Source organism: Bacillus sp. AFS015802 (assembly GCF_002561455.1).
Lineage (GTDB): Bacteria > Bacillota > Bacilli > Bacillales > Bacillaceae_B > Rossellomorea.
The window spans coordinates 81,084-101,228 of record NZ_NTUP01000020.1; the positions used below are offsets into that span (position 1 = coordinate 81,084).

22 protein-coding genes and 1 other annotated feature are annotated in these 20,145 nt (G+C 42.8%); of the genes, 6 read left to right on the forward strand and 16 right to left on the reverse strand.

Features of this window, described 5'->3' with window-relative positions; all coding sequences use genetic code 11:
* Window positions 1-2 precede the first annotated feature (2 nt).
* From opp3C to CN378_RS14000, 3 genes are all read right to left on the reverse strand, one after another.
* Window positions 3-1,028, reverse strand: a complete 1,026-nt coding sequence (gene opp3C, locus CN378_RS13990; protein ID WP_098352882.1) for an oligopeptide ABC transporter permease — start codon at window positions 1,026-1,028, stop codon at window positions 3-5.
* Entirely contained in the window at window positions 1,028-1,957 is a 930-nt protein-coding gene (opp3b, locus tag CN378_RS13995; RefSeq protein WP_098352883.1) for an oligopeptide ABC transporter permease, read from the reverse strand. Before opp3b ends, opp3C begins: the two co-directional genes overlap by 1 nt.
* A 173-nt stretch (window positions 1,958-2,130) precedes the next feature.
* On the reverse strand, window positions 2,131-3,783 hold the full coding sequence (locus CN378_RS14000; protein ID WP_098352885.1) for a peptide ABC transporter substrate-binding protein: 1,653 nt from the start codon (window positions 3,781-3,783) through the stop codon (window positions 2,131-2,133).
* Between the two features lie 508 nt (window positions 3,784-4,291).
* Between CN378_RS14000 and CN378_RS14005 the strand changes: the two genes are divergently transcribed.
* Together CN378_RS14005 and trpS are read left to right on the forward strand one after the other, a co-directional pair.
* A complete protein-coding gene (locus CN378_RS14005; RefSeq protein ID WP_179884927.1) occupies window positions 4,292-4,675 on the forward strand; it encodes a DUF3899 domain-containing protein in 384 nt (127 codons plus the stop codon).
* A gap of 44 nt (window positions 4,676-4,719) precedes the next feature.
* Window positions 4,720-4,952 (forward strand) — a binding site (T-box leader).
* 51 nt (window positions 4,953-5,003) lie between these two features.
* Entirely contained in the window at window positions 5,004-6,002 is a 999-nt protein-coding gene (gene trpS / locus CN378_RS14010) for a tryptophan--tRNA ligase (RefSeq protein ID WP_098352889.1), read from the forward strand.
* Window positions 6,003-6,109: 107 nt separating this feature from the next.
* Here trpS and CN378_RS14015 read toward each other — a convergent pair whose 3' ends face one another.
* From CN378_RS14015 to CN378_RS14035, 5 genes are all read right to left on the reverse strand, one after another.
* Window positions 6,110-6,859, reverse strand: coding sequence for a YjbA family protein (locus CN378_RS14015; RefSeq protein WP_098352891.1), 750 nt, complete (start codon window positions 6,857-6,859; stop codon window positions 6,110-6,112).
* Between the two features lie 97 nt (window positions 6,860-6,956).
* A complete protein-coding gene (locus CN378_RS14020) occupies window positions 6,957-7,166 on the reverse strand; it encodes a YuzI family membrane protein (protein WP_098352893.1) in 210 nt (69 codons plus the stop codon).
* Between the two features lie 138 nt (window positions 7,167-7,304).
* Entirely contained in the window at window positions 7,305-8,072 is a 768-nt protein-coding gene (locus tag CN378_RS14025; protein WP_098352895.1) for a DUF2268 domain-containing putative Zn-dependent protease, read from the reverse strand.
* Window positions 8,073-8,213: 141 nt separating this feature from the next.
* A complete protein-coding gene (fabF, locus tag CN378_RS14030) occupies window positions 8,214-9,458 on the reverse strand; it encodes a beta-ketoacyl-ACP synthase II (RefSeq protein ID WP_098352896.1) in 1,245 nt (414 codons plus the stop codon).
* Window positions 9,459-9,510: 52 nt separating this feature from the next.
* The gene (locus tag CN378_RS14035) at window positions 9,511-10,443 is read right to left on the reverse strand and encodes a beta-ketoacyl-ACP synthase III (protein ID WP_098352898.1); all 933 of its coding nucleotides are present in this window, start codon (window positions 10,441-10,443) and stop codon (window positions 9,511-9,513) included.
* A 199-nt stretch (window positions 10,444-10,642) separates the two neighbouring features.
* Here CN378_RS14035 and CN378_RS14040 point away from each other — a divergent pair, with 199 nt between their 5' ends.
* Window positions 10,643-10,858 carry a hypothetical protein gene (locus tag CN378_RS14040; RefSeq protein ID WP_098352900.1) on the forward strand — a complete coding sequence of 72 codons (216 nt, stop codon included), beginning with the start codon at window positions 10,643-10,645 and terminating at the stop codon, window positions 10,856-10,858.
* Window positions 10,859-10,936: 78 nt separating this feature from the next.
* On the opposite strand, the gene CN378_RS14045 is transcribed toward CN378_RS14040, so the two are convergent.
* From CN378_RS14045 to CN378_RS14060, 4 genes are all read right to left on the reverse strand, one after another.
* Entirely contained in the window at window positions 10,937-11,125 is a 189-nt protein-coding gene (locus tag CN378_RS14045) for a ComZ family protein (protein ID WP_098352902.1), read from the reverse strand.
* Window positions 11,122-12,090, reverse strand: coding sequence for a BMP family ABC transporter substrate-binding protein (locus tag CN378_RS14050; RefSeq protein WP_098352904.1), 969 nt, complete (start codon window positions 12,088-12,090; stop codon window positions 11,122-11,124). Before CN378_RS14050 ends, CN378_RS14045 begins: the two co-directional genes overlap by 4 nt.
* Before the next feature lie 112 nt (window positions 12,091-12,202).
* Complete coding sequence (locus CN378_RS14055) at window positions 12,203-12,919, reverse strand: hypothetical protein (RefSeq protein WP_098352906.1); 717 nt, start codon at window positions 12,917-12,919, stop codon at window positions 12,203-12,205.
* A gap of 22 nt (window positions 12,920-12,941) precedes the next feature.
* A complete protein-coding gene (locus CN378_RS14060; protein ID WP_098352908.1) occupies window positions 12,942-13,685 on the reverse strand; it encodes a hydrolase in 744 nt (247 codons plus the stop codon).
* Between the two features lie 257 nt (window positions 13,686-13,942).
* On the opposite strand from CN378_RS14060, the gene CN378_RS14065 reads away from it, so the two are divergent.
* The gene (locus tag CN378_RS14065; RefSeq protein WP_306471875.1) at window positions 13,943-14,110 is read left to right on the forward strand and encodes a YjzD family protein; all 168 of its coding nucleotides are present in this window, start codon (window positions 13,943-13,945) and stop codon (window positions 14,108-14,110) included.
* Window positions 14,111-14,144: 34 nt separating this feature from the next.
* On the opposite strand, the gene clpB is transcribed toward CN378_RS14065, so the two are convergent.
* Window positions 14,145-16,736: an ATP-dependent chaperone ClpB gene (gene clpB / locus CN378_RS14070; RefSeq protein WP_483295085.1), complete on the reverse strand. Its 2,592-nt coding sequence runs from the start codon at window positions 16,734-16,736 to the stop codon at window positions 14,145-14,147.
* 121 nt (window positions 16,737-16,857) lie between these two features.
* On the reverse strand, window positions 16,858-17,037 hold the full coding sequence (locus CN378_RS14075; RefSeq protein WP_034763424.1) for a YjzC family protein: 180 nt from the start codon (window positions 17,035-17,037) through the stop codon (window positions 16,858-16,860).
* A 194-nt stretch (window positions 17,038-17,231) separates the two neighbouring features.
* Between CN378_RS14075 and CN378_RS14080 the strand changes: the two genes are divergently transcribed.
* Together CN378_RS14080 and CN378_RS14085 are read left to right on the forward strand one after the other, a co-directional pair.
* Window positions 17,232-18,041 (forward strand): undecaprenyl-diphosphate phosphatase, encoded by an 810-nt coding sequence (locus CN378_RS14080; protein WP_098352912.1) that lies wholly within the window; start codon window positions 17,232-17,234, stop codon window positions 18,039-18,041.
* Window positions 18,042-18,113: 72 nt separating this feature from the next.
* Window positions 18,114-18,806, forward strand: a complete 693-nt coding sequence (locus tag CN378_RS14085) for a Crp/Fnr family transcriptional regulator (protein ID WP_098352914.1) — start codon at window positions 18,114-18,116, stop codon at window positions 18,804-18,806.
* Between the two features lie 73 nt (window positions 18,807-18,879).
* Here the strand turns inward: CN378_RS14085 and CN378_RS14090 are convergent, their stop codons facing one another.
* Both CN378_RS14090 and CN378_RS14095 read right to left on the reverse strand, forming a co-directional pair.
* Entirely contained in the window at window positions 18,880-19,188 is a 309-nt protein-coding gene (locus tag CN378_RS14090) for a metal-sulfur cluster assembly factor (protein WP_098352916.1), read from the reverse strand.
* Window positions 19,189-19,275: 87 nt separating this feature from the next.
* Window positions 19,276-20,049, reverse strand: coding sequence for a prolyl oligopeptidase family serine peptidase (locus CN378_RS14095; RefSeq protein WP_098352918.1), 774 nt, complete (start codon window positions 20,047-20,049; stop codon window positions 19,276-19,278).
* Between the last annotated feature and the right edge of the window lie 96 nt (window positions 20,050-20,145).

Here is a 20,145-nt window from a genome sequence, read left to right on the forward strand (position 1 = left end):
GATTACTTTCGCATTTTTGGATCTAGTGCGTCACGTAAGCCATCGGCCATTAGGTTAAAGCTTAGGATGACTAATGAAATGACTGCAGAAGGTACTAGCATCATATGAGGGAATGATTGAATAGATTTATATCCATCATTCACTAATGATCCCAGAGACGCTCGTGGTGGAGCAATTCCCAATCCGATAAAGCTCAAGAATGCTTCAACATAGATTGCAGATGGGACTGTAAACATAGTAGTGATGATAACAGGCCCCATAACATTCGGAAGTAAGTGTTTAAAGATTAATCTGTTGCTGGTTGCGCCTAGTGTTCTAGAAGCCAGAACAAATTCCTGGTTCTTTAACTGGAGCACTTGACCGCGAACAATACGTGCCATACCAGTCCAACCAGTTATTACCATCGCCATCGTGATCGAGAATATTCCCGGCTCAAAAATCAAGATAAAGAGGATCACAACAATCAAGTTAGGAATTCCAACAAGGATTTCAATGATACGTTGCATGATATCATCGACTTTACCACCATAATAAGCAGATATTCCACCGTATGAAATACCAATCAAAAAGTCAATGACGGCAGCAAGTATACCAATATAAAGGGAAATACGAGTACCATTCCAAGTACGCGTCCATAGGTCTCGCCCTAAATCGTCCGTACCAAACCAATAGGTTTCCTTGATTTGTCTAGCTTCATAGACATCAAAGCCATCTGCATCCTTACCATCGAACGGAAGCCAACTAATCCCTGAAAGCGCTTCAATTTTAGGAGGTAATTTTGCATGTCGAATATTTTGATCACTAAATTTATAGTCGTTCATCATTGGCCCAAAAATCGCGAAGAATATAATGATCGCCGTAATTACCATCCCGACAAGGGCACCTTTATTCTTCCGTAAGCGAATCCATGAATCCTGCCAAAAATTTAGGCTCGGACGTGAAATTTTCTCTGACTCATCTCCACTAGCCTGTTGGGGTTGGAAGAGGTCTGGACTGAGTTGTTCTAATTTCTTTTTGTTTGCTTCCATTATTTCTTCCCTCCAGCTAAGCGAATACGTGGATCAATGATTCCGTACAGAATATCTACCAAGAAAATAACACCGATGAATAAAGCACTGAAGAAAAGGGTGATACCCATAATAACGGTGTAGTCATTTGTATTGATTGATAATACGAATTGTTCCCCTAATCCAGGAACCGCAAATATCCGTTCAACTACTAATGATCCTGTCATAACGGATACTGTCATTGGCCCAAGAATCGTAACAATTGGAATCATTGCGTTTCTTACAGCATGCTTCACAATGGTTCCTGTTTTTGAAATACCTTTAGCAGTCGCAAGTAAAATGTAATCAGAGTTTAAAATCTCTAACATTTCTGTTCTCATAAAACGTGCAATAGTAGCCACTACACCAACCGTAAGAGCCAGTGTAGGAAGAATGGTATGCTTGTATTCACCCCATAGGGCTACAGGCAGCCACTCAAGCTTTACACCCACATAATATTGAAGTAATCCCGCGAATACGAAGGATGGAATTGAAATACCTAATACAGCCAAAAAGGTAGAACCATAATCTAACCATGTATTATGTCTGATTGCTGCTATTATTCCAACCAAGAGTCCTAAAAATGTTCCTAATACCATTGCTTGAAATCCTAGAAGTGAGGAAGGACCAATACGATCTCCAAGTATTTGTGTAACTGGACGATTATCATATTGGAAGGACAACCCTAAATCTCCTTTAGCCAGCCCAACCATATAGTTGATATATTGCTCAGGCAGCGGGTCGTTCAGACCATATTTATCCAGGATGATTTGTTGTTGTTCCGGAGTCAGCCTTTCTGTGTTTTGCAGTGGAGATCCAGGCAGGAGCTTCATCAGAAAGAAAGTGGCGGTTGCAATGATAAGCAAAGTGATGATCATATAGACGATACGTTGAATTGTATATCTGACCATTCTTTAGCCCCCCTTTTTTTATCTTATTTTTTCTACATTTTTTATTATAGCGATTTTCGACAAATTTTCAATGTATTTTTACTTTTTTGATAATTATCGACACTCACTGGAAAAGGAGAGCATATGCCTATGCATACGCTCTCCCCCCTAAGGTTTGTCGAATGAGTTAACTTCTACTCAATGTAAGCCCATTTGTATGATGCATCTGCACCAAATGAGTGACGTAACAGACCTTTAACATATGGACGCTGTAAGTAAGCAGATCCACGTTGGTACATTGGACTGATCGCTTGATCTTCGAAAAGGATCTTTTCAGCGTCAATCATTGCCTGCCAGCGAGCTTCAGGATCATCAAGAAGTTCACCTTTAGCTTGTTCGATTAACTTGTCATATTCAGGATTTGAGTAACCCATTTGGTTATGAGCACCGTCAGTAACGAACATGTCAACGAATGTCATCGGATCTGGATAGTCAGGACCCCAACCAGCGAATGAGAAGTCATATTGACCTTTAGATTCTAATTCAAGCTTTTGCTTGAATGGTTGTGCTTTGATGTTGACCGTTAACCCTTCAAGGTTTTGCTCAAGTTGTTCTTTTAAGAATTCACCGATTTTCTTAGAGCTGTCAGAGTCATAGTTTAATAATTCTAATTCAATAGAATCTTTACCTAACTCTTCTTTAGCCTTAGCCCAGTAGTCTGCCGCTTTTTTAGCGTCAAATCCACCGAAATCGCCAACCGCTTCACGGTATTCAGTTCCATCAGGACCAGTTACGAAATCTTTTGGTACTAAGTAGTAAGCAGGAAGGGATCCGTTGTTAAGAAGGACATCAACCATACCTTTCTTATCATACGCAGCATCGATTGCTTTACGTGCATTTACGTTGTTCAATACTTCGTTCTTTTGGTTCAAACGAAGGAAGAATACAGAAGTTTCAGCAAGTGTCTTGAAGTTCTCATCTGATTTGTATTTATCTACAAATTCAGCTGATAGACCCGCAACATCTACTTTGTTTGTTTCATAAAGGTTTACACCTGTAGCAGTATCTTTAACAACGTTAAAGTTTACTTCATCTAACTTAACAGTATCTTTATCCCAGTAGTTATCATTTTTCGATAATTTGTAGCTTTGCTCATGCTTCCACTCAGAAAGTGTGAATGGACCATTGTAAAGAGCCGTGTCAGCTTCAAGACCGTATTTGTCGCCTTGAGACTCAACGAATTTTTGGTTTTGTGGATAGAAAGTCGCGAAAGAAAGTAAAGCTTTGAAATATGGTACAGCTGTTTCAAGCTGAACTTCTAGAGTTTTATCATCAACAGCTTTAACACCTAATTCTTCAACTGGTACTTCACCAGCATTCACTTTAGCAGCGTTTTTGATATCGTACATGATGTACGCATACTCTGCACCAGTGTCAGGGTTTAAAGCTTTTTGCCAAGCGTAAACGAAGTCGTTAGCTGTAACGGGATCTCCGTTAGACCATTTCGCATCACGGATCTTGAACGTGTATGTTTTACCGTCTTCACTGATCTGTGGTTCTTCAGCAGCCATACCTAGTACAGCTTTGTCATCTTCACCCAAACGGTAAAGACCTTCATAAACGTTGTTCATGATTTTGAATGAAACAGAGTCAGTTGCTAGAGTAGAGTCCATTGATGGGATCTCAGAACCCTCAAGTAAGTTAAGTACTTGTTCTTTCTTTTCTGTCTTGTCACCGTCGTCTCCAGAACTTCCGTTGTCGCTAGTCTTATCATTACCACCACAGGCAGCAAGGAACGTACTTAGCGCCAGAAGAAGAACCAGCAAGAATGAAAACTTTTTCTTCATCTTGAAATTGACCTCCTCGTAAATCTCATATTTATTTATCTTCTAATTTTCAGAAGATTTGTTACTTATTATACATGATAGAGAAATTATTGCAATATGAATTTAACAGTTTTTTTGCTAAATTATCAGATTAGTAGGTATATTGTTGGTAAAACCCTGTTATATCAGTGTTTAACTTAAACATTTTAGAGAGTTTGTCCCATTACAATTGTTACAATTGTAAATTTCAGGTTTATGACGGCTATTTACAAGTGGGATGATTTTTCCCCTCTCAACACTCGCTGATATTATAAATATTAAATCTGTAGACTAAATATAAATAATAGAATTCATACTTAACTTCTCTTCCACTACTGTTTGAATTTAGATTCCTTCACTTGTACGCCGTGCACGGATGTTTGTTGTCACTGCCCATACACTTCAGGGCGGATTGAATATATATGTACGAGGATTGAATTCTCCTTTATCCTTCATGTATACTTTTGATAAAAACATCTTAAGGAGCATTATGAAACGAATCAGACTATTCCATATATTTACATCACTTTTATTCGTCATCGCTGTTGTGGTGGCATTACTGCAGAAGAAAAATCTGCTTCTTTCTATTATAGACAGCTTGTTTATTATCGGAATTACGTATGTCGGTCTTGGGGCCCTCCTTTATATTTTTCAGAAAGGATTTTTTAATGGGATCGTGTATGCTTTTAAAAGATTCCGAAACAGCACCAAACAGGGGAAGTATATTTCTCAGTTCGATGATTTGGATGAAATGAAAGAAGCTCATGAGGAGTTCGGGGTCCAACGCTCCTATTCCGTTACAACGTCCTTTTTGACGATAGGTGCCCTGACACTCGTTCTATCCATTGTTCTGACGTATCTTTTGTACACTTGAATTATCAATCGTTTTTTCATATAATAAAACTATATAAATCGAGTGTAGAAGCGCAGATGAAGAGTAGTACTTTTCTTATTGATTTAAAGAGAGCTTGTGAATGGTGCGAACAAGCAGTCATGTGAAAAGGAATGGACTTCGGAGCTTTATTTGTGAACTGATAGTAGCATTTAACGGACTAACCTCACGTTAAAGGGGTTCCATGCACGCATGGACTAAGCTGACTCATTCGAGTACTTAGGGTGGCACCGCGGAAATGATCCCATTCGTCCCTATTTTTCATAGGACGGGTGGGTTTTTATTTTGTGTAAATATAGGAGGAAATGAGATGAAAACGATTTTTAGCGGCATTCAGCCGAGTGGAACGATCACCCTCGGTAATTACATCGGGGCGATGAAGCAATTCACCGAGCTCCAGGAAGAATATAATTGTTATTTTTGTGTGGTTGACCAGCACGCCATCACGGTGGCGCAGGATAAAATGGAACTGCGTAAAAACATCCGCAGTCTTGCTGCCCTATATATCGCATGTGGCATCGATCCTGAGAAATCAACTTTATTCATTCAATCGGAGGTCCCTGCACACGCGCAGGCAGGCTGGATCTTACAGTGTGTCACATATATAGGCGAGCTTGAAAGAATGACACAGTTCAAGGATAAGTCGCATGGTAAAGAAGCCGTATCGGCAGGATTATTAACGTATCCACCGTTAATGGCGGCTGACATCCTGTTATATGGAACGGACCTTGTACCGGTCGGGGAGGATCAGAAGCAGCATCTGGAATTGACGAGAAATCTTGCGGAACGCTTCAACAATAAGTACAACAATATCTTCACTGTACCCCAAGTCCGTATTCCTAAAGTCGGTGCCCGGGTGATGTCCCTTCAGGACCCGTTAAAGAAGATGAGTAAATCCGACCCTAATCAGAAAGCGTTCATCACACTGCTTGACGATCCAAAGCAGATCGAGAAAAAAATCAAAAGTGCCGTGACCGATTCGGATGGCATTGTAAAATACGACAAAGAAAACAAACCGGGAGTGTCGAACCTTCTTTCCATCTACTCGATCCTTGAAGGCACTTCAATAGAAGAACTTGAAGAGAAGTATGAGGGTAAAGGATATGGGGAGTTCAAAGGAGACCTTGCCCAAGTGGTTGTCAACGCCATCAAGCCGGTACAGGACCGCTATTATGAATTGATCGACTCCGATGAATTGGATGATATTCTGGACCGCGGTGCTGAGAAAGCAAACTTCACGGCAAACAAAATGCTGAAGAAGATGGAAAAAGCCATGGGATTGGGAAGAAAAGAAAGAAAGAGAAAATAATGATATCGACCAGGAGCTGCCAGGGTAGTTCCTGGTCTTTTTATTTAGGTTTAGTCCAAACAAAAAACCTCAAGTCCTTTATAGGACTCAAGGTTTATCACTGACCATTAATTCACCTTTGGACGATTTTCAACTTCCCACAGTTTTTCAAAAAACGGCTGTCCCTTGATTAAATTCTCACAGAGAGTCAGATGCTTGTCCGACCAACCGTACTGGATTTCTTCATATAGCATCTGCCATATGTCCTCGAAATCCATTTCCTGTATGGTGCGGTAGCGCTCCGGTGCCCATTCGGTGTACCAGTAACGTATTTCCGCTGTGTTGTTGGAACTGTGAAGTTGATCGAGCGCCATGAACAACAGCTGTTTCAATTGTCTTTCCTTTCTGGTCAGTCCACTCATTATATAAGGACTCGGGGAAAGGATGTGATAGGCACCCTCCCTTTTAGAATCGGTCTCAACGGAGTACTGTGATACTTCATGACTTTCGACCATTTCATATACCAATTGTTCCTGTCTGGGAATGAGCCTGCTCTTTCTGATCGGTACGGTATAGCCGATTGTATCCACTGCCATTATCCCCGTCCCATCGGTTACGATGAAGCAATAATCCAATTGAATCCGTTCGTGGTTTTTTCGCAAGTATGCTTTCTGGTAGACATTATTGAGCAGTTGTTGAGGTAACTCTGATAAATCATTCTCGATGTAATGAAACAGTACCGTGTCCACTTTAATCAGAGGAACCTGATCCAGTAATTCAATAACGTCCTCTTTTCTCCATTCATGAAAATGGCAGACATTATAACCATTTTCTTCGCCTTCGAACCAATTTACCCATACATCATGAAGATATAACATGATTGACCCCTCGCTTTGCTTCAATCTTATTTGTCAATCAGTATAGGCTAATCGGTGTAAATTTATTCCTATCATTCAGGGGTTTTATGGATAGTCACTATATTTTTCTGCGGGGTATATAGATTGAGAGCGTGATGATGAGGATTCCCAAAAGGAATAAATAACATTCGACCCGGTTGGATACAAAGAATAGATAGTCTATAAACGACATTCCGGTCGTAAGCAGATTTAAATACATAATCAGGCTTACCCCTCCTGAAACAGCCAGTCCAAATCCGATAAAGAGCCCGAACAATTGTACCACCATACCTTCCGCCTCTATCCTTGCATTAAGATAATGAAGCTCGTCCATGCTTACTATAGTTTATGAACGTTGTGGGAAGATATGACGAAACCCGGGCCTATTTTTCAAAGATCTGTCCCAGAATTGCCTGACCCCATAATCTTAGGGCAAAAATACTGACGAAGGTTCCCCTAAGAGGGAGATCGTTGATGTATCATGCTTATTCAAATAGTTTTGCACCAATCTATATCCGGAGGAATACCCCAGCATTTTAGGATAGGATTTCTGACCAAGAAGAAGCTGATCATGAAGGGGACTGCTTCGTTTCACCTCCAGATTGGGTTCTATCCATTTTTTGTAGTAACGTGACATTTCTTTCTCTTCATAGGCTATTGTCCAAGTTGCCACATACTTTTCACCGCAGTATTCTTTTACGGCATTTTCTGCCAGTCCTTCAAAGATGATGGAGTCAAGCAGTGTGTACTGATCATCGTTTTTCCTTAATCGCTTCATCCTGACACAGTGATGGTATTCATGAACAAATAAAGCTTCATATTCTTTAGGGTCTTCCTGGTCCGTGACAAAGAAAAAGATTTCATCTTTAAAGCATACCCCTGATTTCTTCATTGAGGTTTGGAACATTCCCCTTTTTTCCTGTACGGGGAATAAATAAATTGGGACGCTCGGTCCATTCCATTTTCGCTTATACTTTTTTTCATAAAGGGTAAATCGTTCCCAGAGGTTCTTTTCTTTCATTTTTTCATAAATATCCCCGGCATGGTGTGCTGACCGGTACATTCCGTGTTTCATGAGATATTGATAAAACGATGGTTGATCGTCTTTTCCATTGATCGTTTTTTTCAGCAGCTCCAATGGCTTATCGATCAAGTTCCCTAACCACTCATCAGTAGGAGCAACGGCCACCTTCATCCCTCTTTTCCATCTTTTTTATTATGTATATGTAAAGAAAAGAGGGCTCACAACCTAAAAGCACCAGCAATTTGGCCCGCCGGGGGAGCTGGAATGAACAAACGGGCCTGCCAATTGCTTGGCAGGCCCGTTTGTTTATGATTAGTCGTTGTATTTTTTAAATACGATGGTCGCATTGTGGCCACCGAAGCCCAATGAATTACTCATTGCTACATTTACCTCTTGTTTTCTTGCTTCGTTCGCTACATAGTCAAGATCACAATCAGGGTCTGGCGTTTCAATATTGATCGTCGGAGGAAGGACACTGTCTTTCATCGCGAGTACGGTGAAAATGGCTTCCACACCGCCGGCTGCACCAAGAAGGTGACCGGTCATCGATTTCGTTGAGCTCATGGCCAATTTATAAGCGTGTTCTCCAAACACTTCTTTCACGGCCATCGTTTCGTACTTATCGTTATATGGAGTGCTTGTTCCATGGGCATTGATGTAATCCATCTGTTCAGGAAGGATTCCGCCGTCTTCAAGGGCCATTTTCATCGCTCTTGCCCCACCTTCTCCCGCCGGAGCTGGAGCCGTGATATGATATGCATCTCCCGTACAGCCATACCCGACGATTTCAGCATAAATCGGTGCTCCCCGTTTCAGGGCATGCTCAAGCTCTTCAAGAACCACGATCCCCGCTCCTTCTCCCATTACAAATCCGTCACGGTTTGCATCGAATGGTCTGGAAGCTTTTTCAGGATCAGTGTTTGTGGAAAGGGCCGTGTTTGCACAGAAGCCGGCAACGGACATTTTCGTGATAGGTGCTTCCGCTCCACCCGAAACCATCACATCAGCGTCTCCCCGCTGAATGACTTTAAAGGCATCTCCGATTGAGTTCGTACCCGTTGCACATGCGGTTACGGTACAGGAGTTGAATCCTTTCGCGCCAAGCATGATGGACACCTGCCCAGCTGCCATATCCGGAATGATCATCGGCACGAAGAATGGGCTTACTCGGCGATAACCGCGTTTTTGGAATGTTTCATATTGCTGTTCGAATGTTTCCATCCCTCCGATACCTGAACCGATCCATACGCCGACCCGGTGGGCATTTTCGTCTGTGATGGAAAGCTTGGAATCTTTTACAGCCATTAATGACGCCGCAATCGCATAGTGAGTGAAGCGGTCCATCTTTCTTGCTTCTTTTCTTTCCACACCGAATTCTTCGATATTAAAGTCTTTTAATTCTGCCGCTACTTTTGCAGGGTACTCATCGGCATTCAAGCGCGTCAAAGGCCCAACACCCGTTTTTCCGGCTAAAATATTCGACCAGGTCGATTCAACATCATTCCCCAAAGGCGTGACGCTTCCCAGTCCTGTAACTACTACACGCTTTTTATTCATATATATCCATCTCCTTTATCTGCAAGTTGTAGATAAGCTTGTGATTTCTTATTTATTTACCCCAGCGCATGATGATCGCGCCCCATGTCAAGCCGCCACCGAAACCTACCATGACAACGACATCGTTCTCTTTCACTCTTCCCGCTTCCAGGTCCTCGATTAGGGACACCGGAATGGAAGCCGCTGAAGTATTTCCATATTTATTTACAGTCTTAGACATCTTTTCCACCGGCAGCTCCAGTCTTTGCCTTGCTGCTTCCATGATGCGGATATTTGCCTGGTGAGGAATCAGAAAATCAACATCCTCTTTTTTCAAACCTGCTTTTTCAATGACATTGATACTGGATTCACCCATTTGACGAACCGCAAACTTAAACACTTCACGCCCGTTCATAACCAGCTTTTCTTCTTGATATAAGTGCTTGGCTCCGGATCCATCCGATCCCAATTCAAAGGCAAGGATCCCTTTACCGTCCGGAACCGGTCCAAGAACGGCCGCACCGGCAGCATCCCCAAACAGAACAGCCGTATTCCGGTCTTCCCAATCCGTGATTTTGGATAGTTTCTCCACGCCGACCACAAGGACATTCTTGTACGCACCATTATCGATGAACTGCTTTGCCGTAATCATACCATACATAAAACCTGCACAAGCGGCACTGATATCCATTGCAGCAGCCTTTTTTGCTCCCAGGCGTTCTTGAAGGAGGCAGGCAACCGAAGGAAACGGATAATCGGGGGTAACTGTCGCAACCATGATCAAATCGATTTCCTCGGGCGTGATTTCAGCATCAGCGATCGCTTTCTTCGCAGCTTCATAAGCCATATCAGAGGTATTCGTTTCATTATTTGCTATTCTTCTCTCTTCAATCCCTGTTCTTGTACGTATCCATTCATCCGAAGTATCCACCATTTTCTCCAGGTCCGCGTTTGTTAAGATCTTTTCAGGAAGATAACGTCCAATTCCAATAATACCTGTATTCATACTGGCGTTCCCTACTTTCGTTTATAATTTTTTCATATACTCTTCGATTATTATCAATTATTATGACTTGGTACTAATTTTATCGAAGATTTCTACTTTCTGCAATTATTTTTTACTTCTTCCTACCTTCTACACGTTTGACCATACTCGTACAACCCTGTCATACATAGGTTAATTAGTAGGCAGAGGGGGTGAGAATATGTCTGAAGAAAAGAGGCAGCATCCATTTGATCAAATGATGTATGGAGGAAGGGAAAGGAAAAAAGAAGATTCTCCTTCTCGGGAAGAATATAACATGAAGGCAGACGGGCCATCATTGCTGGATGGGGTTCATTCCATCATGAATTCCATCGATGAATTAAAACCGCTCTATAAAAAAATCAGTCCCTTTCTAAAACAATTGAATAGTAAATAATCGTTCAGTTCGATTGTATAATGAAAATATATAAAAAAACGGATCATCGAACGTGCGATGATCCGTCTTTTTATCCACTTACTCTTTATGTAAGGCATCCTGTTTGCCTAATTCATAAGCTTCACTCATGACTTGGGTGAAAAGCGTCATGAAAGGCTGCAGCATTTCCGGGGAAAACTCGATACCTGCTTGATCGAGTTGTTCCTTCGCCTCTGGGAGATACTTCATGGCAATCTGCATAAATTCCATTGTTTTGTCTTGATTCATTGCTTCGATTCCTTTCCATTGGGCAATTTGCCTGTGTCAATATAGTCCTGAATATGTTTCTTCATTTCAGCTTGAAAATCTTTCGGAATGACCGGACTGAATTTCCCCATGGATATCACGCCGTCTTCAAAATCAAATTCCAGGTTGCCGGACTCAAGCTCGCCCTTTGCGAACCTGTCTGCCACTATTCCATACACCTTATCTGCATGCTGAACCGTGCTGGTTAAGACCGTTGATTCCCCGAGATCTGATTGATCGGATACATACCCTATGGCATAAAGTCCATTTTCCTTCAGCTTTTCGATTACAGCTACATTATAGCCGTCACCTGCAGGATATACAACATCGATATCCTCGTTCATTAAAAGGTCCAACTCTTTTAGAGCCGCGGCTTGATCATCCCAGTGATGGGTATATTCTACCTTTAATTCGGTGTCACTGTTTTGGTATTTAGCCCCGTCTATAAAGCCTTGTACTTCAGGCTGCCAATCAAAGGCAGCAATCACACCGATCTTTTTTGTCTTTGAGTGAAAGGCTGCTGTCATACCTCCAAAAAAGCCCATTGCATAGCCCTTGAATTGTAGGCTTGTCGTGTTTTTCTCCGTGGCATTACCGTTAAAGCTGACAAAGTGAATGGCGGGATACTCCTCTGCCAAGTCGTTAAAGACTTCCGCATATTCACTGCCATGGCCAAATAACAGCGTAACGTCCTTATCATTGAATTCATCCACAGCCTGCTTGATTGATGTATCGCTTTTCATACCCTCTTTATAGAAAACGTCTGCATGATAATCGGATTGTATTTTTAATAATCCCTTGTATCCTTTTGTTCCCCATACCCCATCATTAACCGCTTCCGGAACCAGTAAACCTGCCTTTTCTATTTCTGTGCTGTCTCCCGTCGAGCAACCGCTCAGCCCTGTCAGGAAGACAATCAAGAAAATCGTGTACCATTTCTTACTCATGTGCAGCAACTCCTTTAAAGCCCGTGCAGCATCTATAAAAAGTCTAATAGATCATCATTACATCATCCCTATTTTACCCTCACCTGCATCTCAAAGAAAAGAAAAAGTTTTCTCACTCCTGATTTTCATGGATGCGTATTCCTTCTTTTTGCTCCTCAATAATGCTCTTGTGGGACTTGGAAGGCCTGACAATCACCTCTTCACCCCCGCGTGCGGAATTTACGGGAACATCTGAAAATGTTTCATTTGTTATATACGATAGAGCTTCTTTCCAACTCTGATTGGAGAGAGGCTTGAGGGAGAATCGTTCTTTCTTCATTGAAAGATTGACTATCGTTCTGGCAGCATCTTTTACATAAATAGCTCCTGAAGGGTCATCTACATATTCGGAAATTTCCTCCCTTCCGGTCAAAAGCTGAGCAAACAGAAATTCCTCCGGTTGATGGATGCCGTATAACGTAGGGAGGTAAAAGGAGGTCCCGTCCTCTTTCACATCTTCATTCCCTTTCTCATTCGGATAGATCCGGATCACATGGAAGGGTTGGTTCTTTTTTGAAACCAGTGTCTCTACCTCTGATAAGTAACTGACTTTGTCCCCTCGCAGCTGGTCGTAATATGGAAGGAATACATTGGACCCCGCTCGCACGTCCCTATCCCATTCCCCATAGGGTACGTACTCAAGGTTTGCATTCCTTCCTATTTCCATCCATTTATCCTTTGTACCTTTGTCCTCGTCGATGGCGGTCACGGTCCACCCTTCTTCCAGGAGGGCATCACAGAGCTCAAATCCCAAAAACTGTTGAGCAGCAAATACGAATGCATGATTCAACTCAATCACTCCAATTTATTCGTTATAACTCTTTTTCATGTAAGGAAAAGTAAGAGGCAAACTTCCCTCCAAGAGATCCTCGTTTTTCAGGAAGAACAAAGAATAGATCCGTAGATGATCCTTTTTCTAAACGCTCCGTATATATATCTTTTATGAGAGTGAATTGATTTTTATAACGATTTAGAGTCATTGACTGAACAATATATAAGGGAATGGACATCGTTTTGAACACGTTAAAGTCCTGTGATTGTTTTGAGATGAAGGCTTCACATTCCTCTTCCTTGACATTAAGCATTTGTGAAAGTTCTTTTATGACTTTTTTATAAAAAAATTTCTGCTCCTTTTCTTGTTCGAAGTGGTCATATAATGACACGCATGGTGAAAGCAAGACGGCGCTTCTAATATCATGTTCCAATTTCGGATAGAGATTTTTTAACACCAATGCTCCCATTCCTTCAGCCAGTATGTGGATCTTTCCATTGATGATTTCATTCCGCTTTACATGCTGATAGAGTCGTTTTGCCAGTTGCACGGCTTGATCGCTACCCCAATTCGCTCCATAAAGATTACTATAAAAGACGATATATCCCTTAACAGTAAGCTCTTGAATCCACTTATAGCGTGCTTCATGCTGGACCCAAAAGCTACTGTTCCCATCTACATAATGATGGGAATCTCCTATAATCATTACAGCGAATCCATTTGGTCGTTCAGGATAATGAATCATGCACCACTCTTGCTCTAATTGAAACAATCGCTGATTCATTTGAATTTCTCCTTTTTACATAGTAAGTCACTATAGTTTATGTAAGAAAGCAGCAATGGTAAGGGAGATAGCCCAATGCCTCTCTTTTATTTTAAAATGATGCCTTTTGAGGTAAGGATGAGAGGGTTTACATTTCACATATTCGCCATTTATTAATTGATAAAGCTATGGTAAAATAAAAAAGATTGAAATGGGTTACAACATACGATTAAGCTGATTACATAGGAATGAGGTGACTTGGCGTGAGATTTTTCTGGATGATCTTCTGGGCTTTCGCACTGTCTGAAATGTTGACTTACGTTGTAAGTTCGATGAATGGAATTAAATTTCACTTCGAAACAGGATTAATCCTTACCGTTTGTTTTGCGGTATTGGTATTCCTCATCACGCTTGTTATTCCAAACGAGCCTGTCGAAAACCATTAAAAAAAGCAGCCAAATCCGGCTGCTTTTTTTTGATTTAATGAATCGATAGACCATTTTCACCTGCACCAATCGTGATGGTTTGACCTTGTCGTATATTTCCTGATATGAGCTCTCTTGCAAGCTTGGTTTCTACTTCCCTTTGGAGATACCTTTTTAAAGGCCGTGCTCCGTAAACGGGATCATAGGCGGATTGGGCGATGAATTCTTTCGCCCCATCAGTAAGAGAGAGGGTGATTTGCTGTTCTTCTACCCGTTGCTGAAGGTCGTCCATGAGTTTCTCAATAATCCCCTTGATATTTTGAATGCTCAACGGTTTGAATAGAATAATGTCATCCACCCGGTTTAAAAACTCAGGGCGGAATGCCGAACGCAACTGACCCATCACGAGATCCTTCGTTTGTGTATCGATCTCTTCTTCCCCTTTATTCCGCTCAAGGAGATGAGCCGACCCGATATTGGAAGTCATGATGATCACGGTATTCTTACAATCAATGGTCCTGCCCTGGGAATCGGTGATCCGGCCGTCGTCCAGCATTTGCAGGAGGATGTTGAATACCTCCGGGTGGGCTTTTTCAATTTCATCCAGTAATATGACAGAATACGGTTTACGCCTGATGGCTTCCGTCAGCTGGCCGCCCTCTTCATACCCTACATAACCCGGAGGTGCACCGATCAATCGGGAAACCGCATGCTTCTCCATATATTCTGACATATCGATGCGGATCATCTGCTCCTCACTGTCAAACAGTGTCTGGGCGAGCGTTTTCGCAAGCTCTGTCTTCCCTACCCCGGTTGGTCCCAAAAATATAAAGGAACCAATCGGCCTGTTCGGATCCTTGATTCCGGCCCTTGCCCGTATGACCGCATCACTGACCAATTGAACAGCCTCGTCCTGGCCGATCACCCGTTCATGAAGAATGTGATCGAGTTTTAATAGCTTTTCCCTTTCACCTTCCACGAGTTTTGTCACAGGAATACCCGTCCACCTTGCTACGATGTTCGCCACTTCTTCTTCCGTTACTTCTTCCCTGAGGAGGCGTCCTTCCTGTTCCTTCATCATTTCCTGTTCAATGGCCTCAAGCTCTTTTTCCATAGCCGGGATCCGTCCGTGTCTGAGCTCTGCTGCTTTATTCAGGTCATAATCGCCCTCGGCTTCTTCCAACAGGCGCCTGAGCTTCTCCAATTCCTCCCGTTTCTCCTGTACGATCCCGATGCTTTCTTTCTCTTGCTGCCACTTTAATTTCATGCTATTGGCTTTTTCCTTCAGATTACTAAGGTCTTCACGGATACGGTCGAGTCGCTCAAGACTTGCTGCGTCTTTTTCCTTATTCAGTGCTGCTTCTTCAATTTCAAGCTGCATCACTTTACGTGTGACTTCATCGAGTTCCGACGGCATGGAGTCGATTTCTGTCCTGATCATGGCACATGCCTCATCGATCAAGTCGATGGCTTTGTCCGGCAGGAACCGATCGGATAAATAGCGATCGGACAACCTGGATGCAGCGACGATCGCCCGGTCATGAATATTGACCCCGTGATGGATTTCAAACCGTTCCTTTAACCCCCTCAGGATGGAAATCGTATCCTCCACATTTGGCTCCTGGACGAGCACCTGTTGAAAGCGTCTTTCCAAGGCGGGATCCTTTTCGATATATTTTCTGTATTCATTCAGGGTCGTCGCCCCGATACAGTGTAGCTCTCCCCTTGCCAGCATCGGTTTCAGGATATTCCCGGCATCCATGGCTCCCTCGGTTTTCCCTGCACCGACAATCGTATGAAGCTCATCAATGAACAAGAGAATGCGTCCTTCACTCTTTTTCACCTCTTGCAGTACCGCCTTCAAGCGCTCCTCGAACTCACCCCTGAATTTGGCTCCGGCCACTAAAGAACTCATGTCCAGCTCAAATATCGTCTTATCCTTCAAGCCTTCGGGAACATCCTTACGAACGATCCTCTGGGCAAGACCTTCCACGATGGCAGTCTTCCCGACACCCGGCTCACCGATCAAGACGGGATTATTCTTTGTTTTACGTGACAGGATCCTGATGACGTGTCGGATTTCACTGTCCCTTCCGATGACCGGGTCGATTCTTCCTGACCGGACGTCTGCTACAAGATCCCGTCCATATTTTTTAAGCGCTTCATATTTCACTTCGGGGTTTTGAGTCGTCACCCTGTTCCCTCCTCTGATCTCTTCAATGATTTCTTTTACATCCTTTTCTGTCACTTGCTGTTGTGTCAAGTATACGATAACCGGATGCTTCTTTTGCTTCCACAACGATAGGGCAAGATGTTCGATGGAAATATAGTCATCTTCCCACTTGTTCTTCAGACTCTCGCTATCCTGCAGGAGCTGCTGGATATCCCTTGAAAAATACTGACCGTATTGGATTCCTTCCCCTTCCACAGCAGGGATATCATTCAGCTTTTCATCCATCCACTCCGTAAAGACCTGAACGTCTACCCCGACCCGATCGTATATAGTGCGAAGAAAACTATCTTCCGACATGAGCAGGGACTTCCATAAATGAAGGATGCCGACATCTGTATGTAGCTTTTCTTTAGCCAATTGCCCCGCCGAGACCAGCCCTTCTTGAATGCTGTAAGTCATATGTTCAAAATTCACAGTGTTCCACCTCGCATTTTGACCTTTGTTGACCATTACTTATAGTATATCCCTTTGTCAGGAAAAATGGAAAGAAAAAGGAACAAGGAATGCCGGACGGGGCACCCTTGTTCCTGATGGGTCATGGTTTTCTCATATACGACCAAAGACGATTGTGATTGGAGTTCTCAGGAAACCTGTCCCCTGCCTTCAAACGCAGTTTCTGCGGATTCTTCACCATGCTCCCGGTTTCACCTATTTCTATATATTCGCCATTGTTCGGTGCTTTTTCTCCGGCCCTGAATTGTCGTGACTGTCCCATTCTTACCCCTCCTTTTTCGAAGCGATGCTTCCTTCCTATTTTTCTACAAGCTGGATCTTTCATGCATGCCAGATGAAGGATAAATATGATAAAGACGTTACGGTTCGGTTAACATTTGGAAAAAGGCTTTACAGTCTTTCCCTTTATGGTGTTAAATTAAAAAATGTGGAGAAAAAAAGCTTGGAGGATACACAATGGATTTTTATCTGATTATGAAATACTTATTTTTAGGGATATTTCAAGGGTTCACTGAACCGATCCCGATCTCATCGAGTGGACATCTATTGCTCGCTCAGCATTTCTTGGGAATCGAGGATGCAACCCTGACCTTTGAAATACTCGTCAATACGGCTTCTTTACTCGCCGTACTCATTATTTACCGTGAAGACATCATGCGTCTGATCGTAAATGGATTGGGCTATTTCAAACATAAAACACCGGAAACAAAACGTGATTTTCATTTCATTATATACTTACTGATCGGTACCATCCCTGCAGGGGTGATTGGTGTGTTATTCGGAGATGTCATCGAGGAACATCTCACTTCTGTCGTCACGGTCGGCATTACACTCATCATTACAGGTATCGCCCTCTGGTTGATCCGTAACCTGAGAGGAAGAAAAAATGACGGGGACTTGAATCTGAAGGACGCCATCGTCATCGGTCTTGCTCAGGCAGTTGCCCTCATCCCTGGCATCAGTCGTTCAGGTGCAACCATCGTAGCCGCGATGGCGAGCGGCATGAAGGCTGAAACAGCACTGCGCTTCTCATTCCTTCTTTACATCCCCGTCAGCGTGGGTGTCATGGTATTCGGAATCAGCGACATGATGGACGACCCGAATCTTGCCTCCATGGCAGTTCCTTATGTAGTTGCCTTCATTGCATCCCTGATCGCTTCTTACTTCTCTTTGAAGTGGTTCATGAATATTATGGCGAAGGGGAACTTAAAATATTTTGCGATTTACTGCGCCGTGGTCGGAGCTGCCGTCCTGATTTTCGCTTAAACCCTTTTATCCATCCGGTTCCTTTGTTAAGCTTGTAAGAATAAGACATTTTGATGGAAACGATGTGATGGCATGAGTGAAATGACTGAAGTTCCTTCCGAGATAAAACAACTATTCATTGAGAAAAATACGGTAAGAACCGTGAAAAAAGGAACGTTTTTGTTTCAAGAAGGAAAAAATGCCCGCGAGTTGTATTTAATCAAAAGCGGTCGTGTTCAAATTAGCAAAGTCATTCCTGATGGACGTGAATTATCTCTGCGTATCTGTTCAAAGGATGATGTCATAGGGGAATTGACGCTATTCACTAAAGAGGCCTATTACATGCTCAGCGCGAGGATCATCGAGGATACGGACGTTTACGTCTTGCCGAAAGAAGCATTTGAAGAAAGGCTTTCCCAAAACGGGGACCTGACGATTAAATGGCTGAAATGGATTCAACTTCAAAACCAGCAGAATCAGACAAAATTTCGCGACCTTATCCTTCATGGAAAAAAAGGAGCCCTGTACTCTACCTTGATCCGCATGACCAATAGCTACGGAAAATCCGTTGAACACGGCATCCTAATTGATCTTCCCTTGACCAATCAGGAATTGGCCAACTTTTGTGGATCCTCCAGGGAAGTCGTGAACCGGTTATTGAGTGAATTGAAGAAAGAGAACGTGTTGGTGTCGGATAGAGGATATATCACGATCCTTGATCTGGATTATCTGAAGGATGAAATCGACTGTGAAAACTGTCCGGTATCCATTTGCCGGATCGATTGAATGACGTTTCACTAAAAAAATCCCCCGGAGGCAAATTTTGCCACTCCGGGGGATTTTTCATGCATCTTGAGGATTATCGAATCCCCAATGCGATTTTCGCATAGCGGGACATATTGTCTTTGCTCCATGGCGGATTCCAGACGATATCTACTTCTGTTTCCTTGACTTCGGGAATATCCCTCAGTGCTGTCTTCACTTGATCAACGATGGTTCCAGCGAGGGGGCAGCCCATTGACGTCAATGTCATGGTGACCGTCGCTTTCCCTTCGTCGTCCAGCTCCACATCATATACTAAACCTAAATTAACAATGTCTATGCCTAATTCAGGGTCGACTACCTGTTCTAAAGCACCCATCATATTGTCTTTAAGATCTTGATCCATGCTCATCTCTCCTTTCCGAACTTAATGCTTGTTTCATATCCCATTTCAATACCCATCTTAACAAACAAACGGGTATAAAACAAAAGGTTAGGCTGATAAATGCTTCTCAAACCACTCTACGAGTCCCAACACGCCTTCCCTCGTCACTTTATGATCGGCTTTATCATCTTCTATGAAGAGCAGATGGTCTTGCTGCTTCTCGTAATAAGGTAAAATGCTTTCATAGAAATCCCTGGTAAGATTGAACGGTACGACTTTGTCCCGTTTTCCATGCCAGAACATAAGGGGCCTTCCTCCAAGCTTTTCCGGTTGAAGACTTAAGTCGTAATGGGAAAGCTCACTCATCATGCTTTCGATTTCCTCTTCACTGAACGGAATTTCATACCCTAACGATTCCACCTGTGACAGCTGTGCCTCAGCAAACCTTACATAGGTAGGGTTTCCCATCAGCGATACGGCTGCAGAGATCCAATCGTATTGTGTCAGGGCACCCAATGTCACGATCCCACCCATGGAGGTTCCGGCAACACCGATACCGCCGGGTTGGATCAGGTCTTTTCCTTCAAAGTGCTCTTTCAATATCGATAATTCATGAATCGTATTCAATACGATCTTCCAGAACACTTCCCCTAATTGATATTCTGATTTTCCAGAGGATCGTTCTCCGTGCTCCAAACAATCGGGGAGGATCACCCTGAATCCCTTTTCAGCAAGAAGGTAGGCGTAGTGAAGATTATGTTCTTTGGCACTGGTGAAGCCATGAATGAAGAAACATGTAGGCAATGGTTTATCAATGTCCTCTTCCTTCACAAGATGAAGGAATGGAATGGTTTGAATGGATGATTTATCTACTAGAATCATGCTGATTGTCTCCCTCCTGATTGCAATTTACTTTACTATGATATCCTAGATTTGGTAGGATGTATAATATTTAAATCAAAAGCGTTTGTAAACATT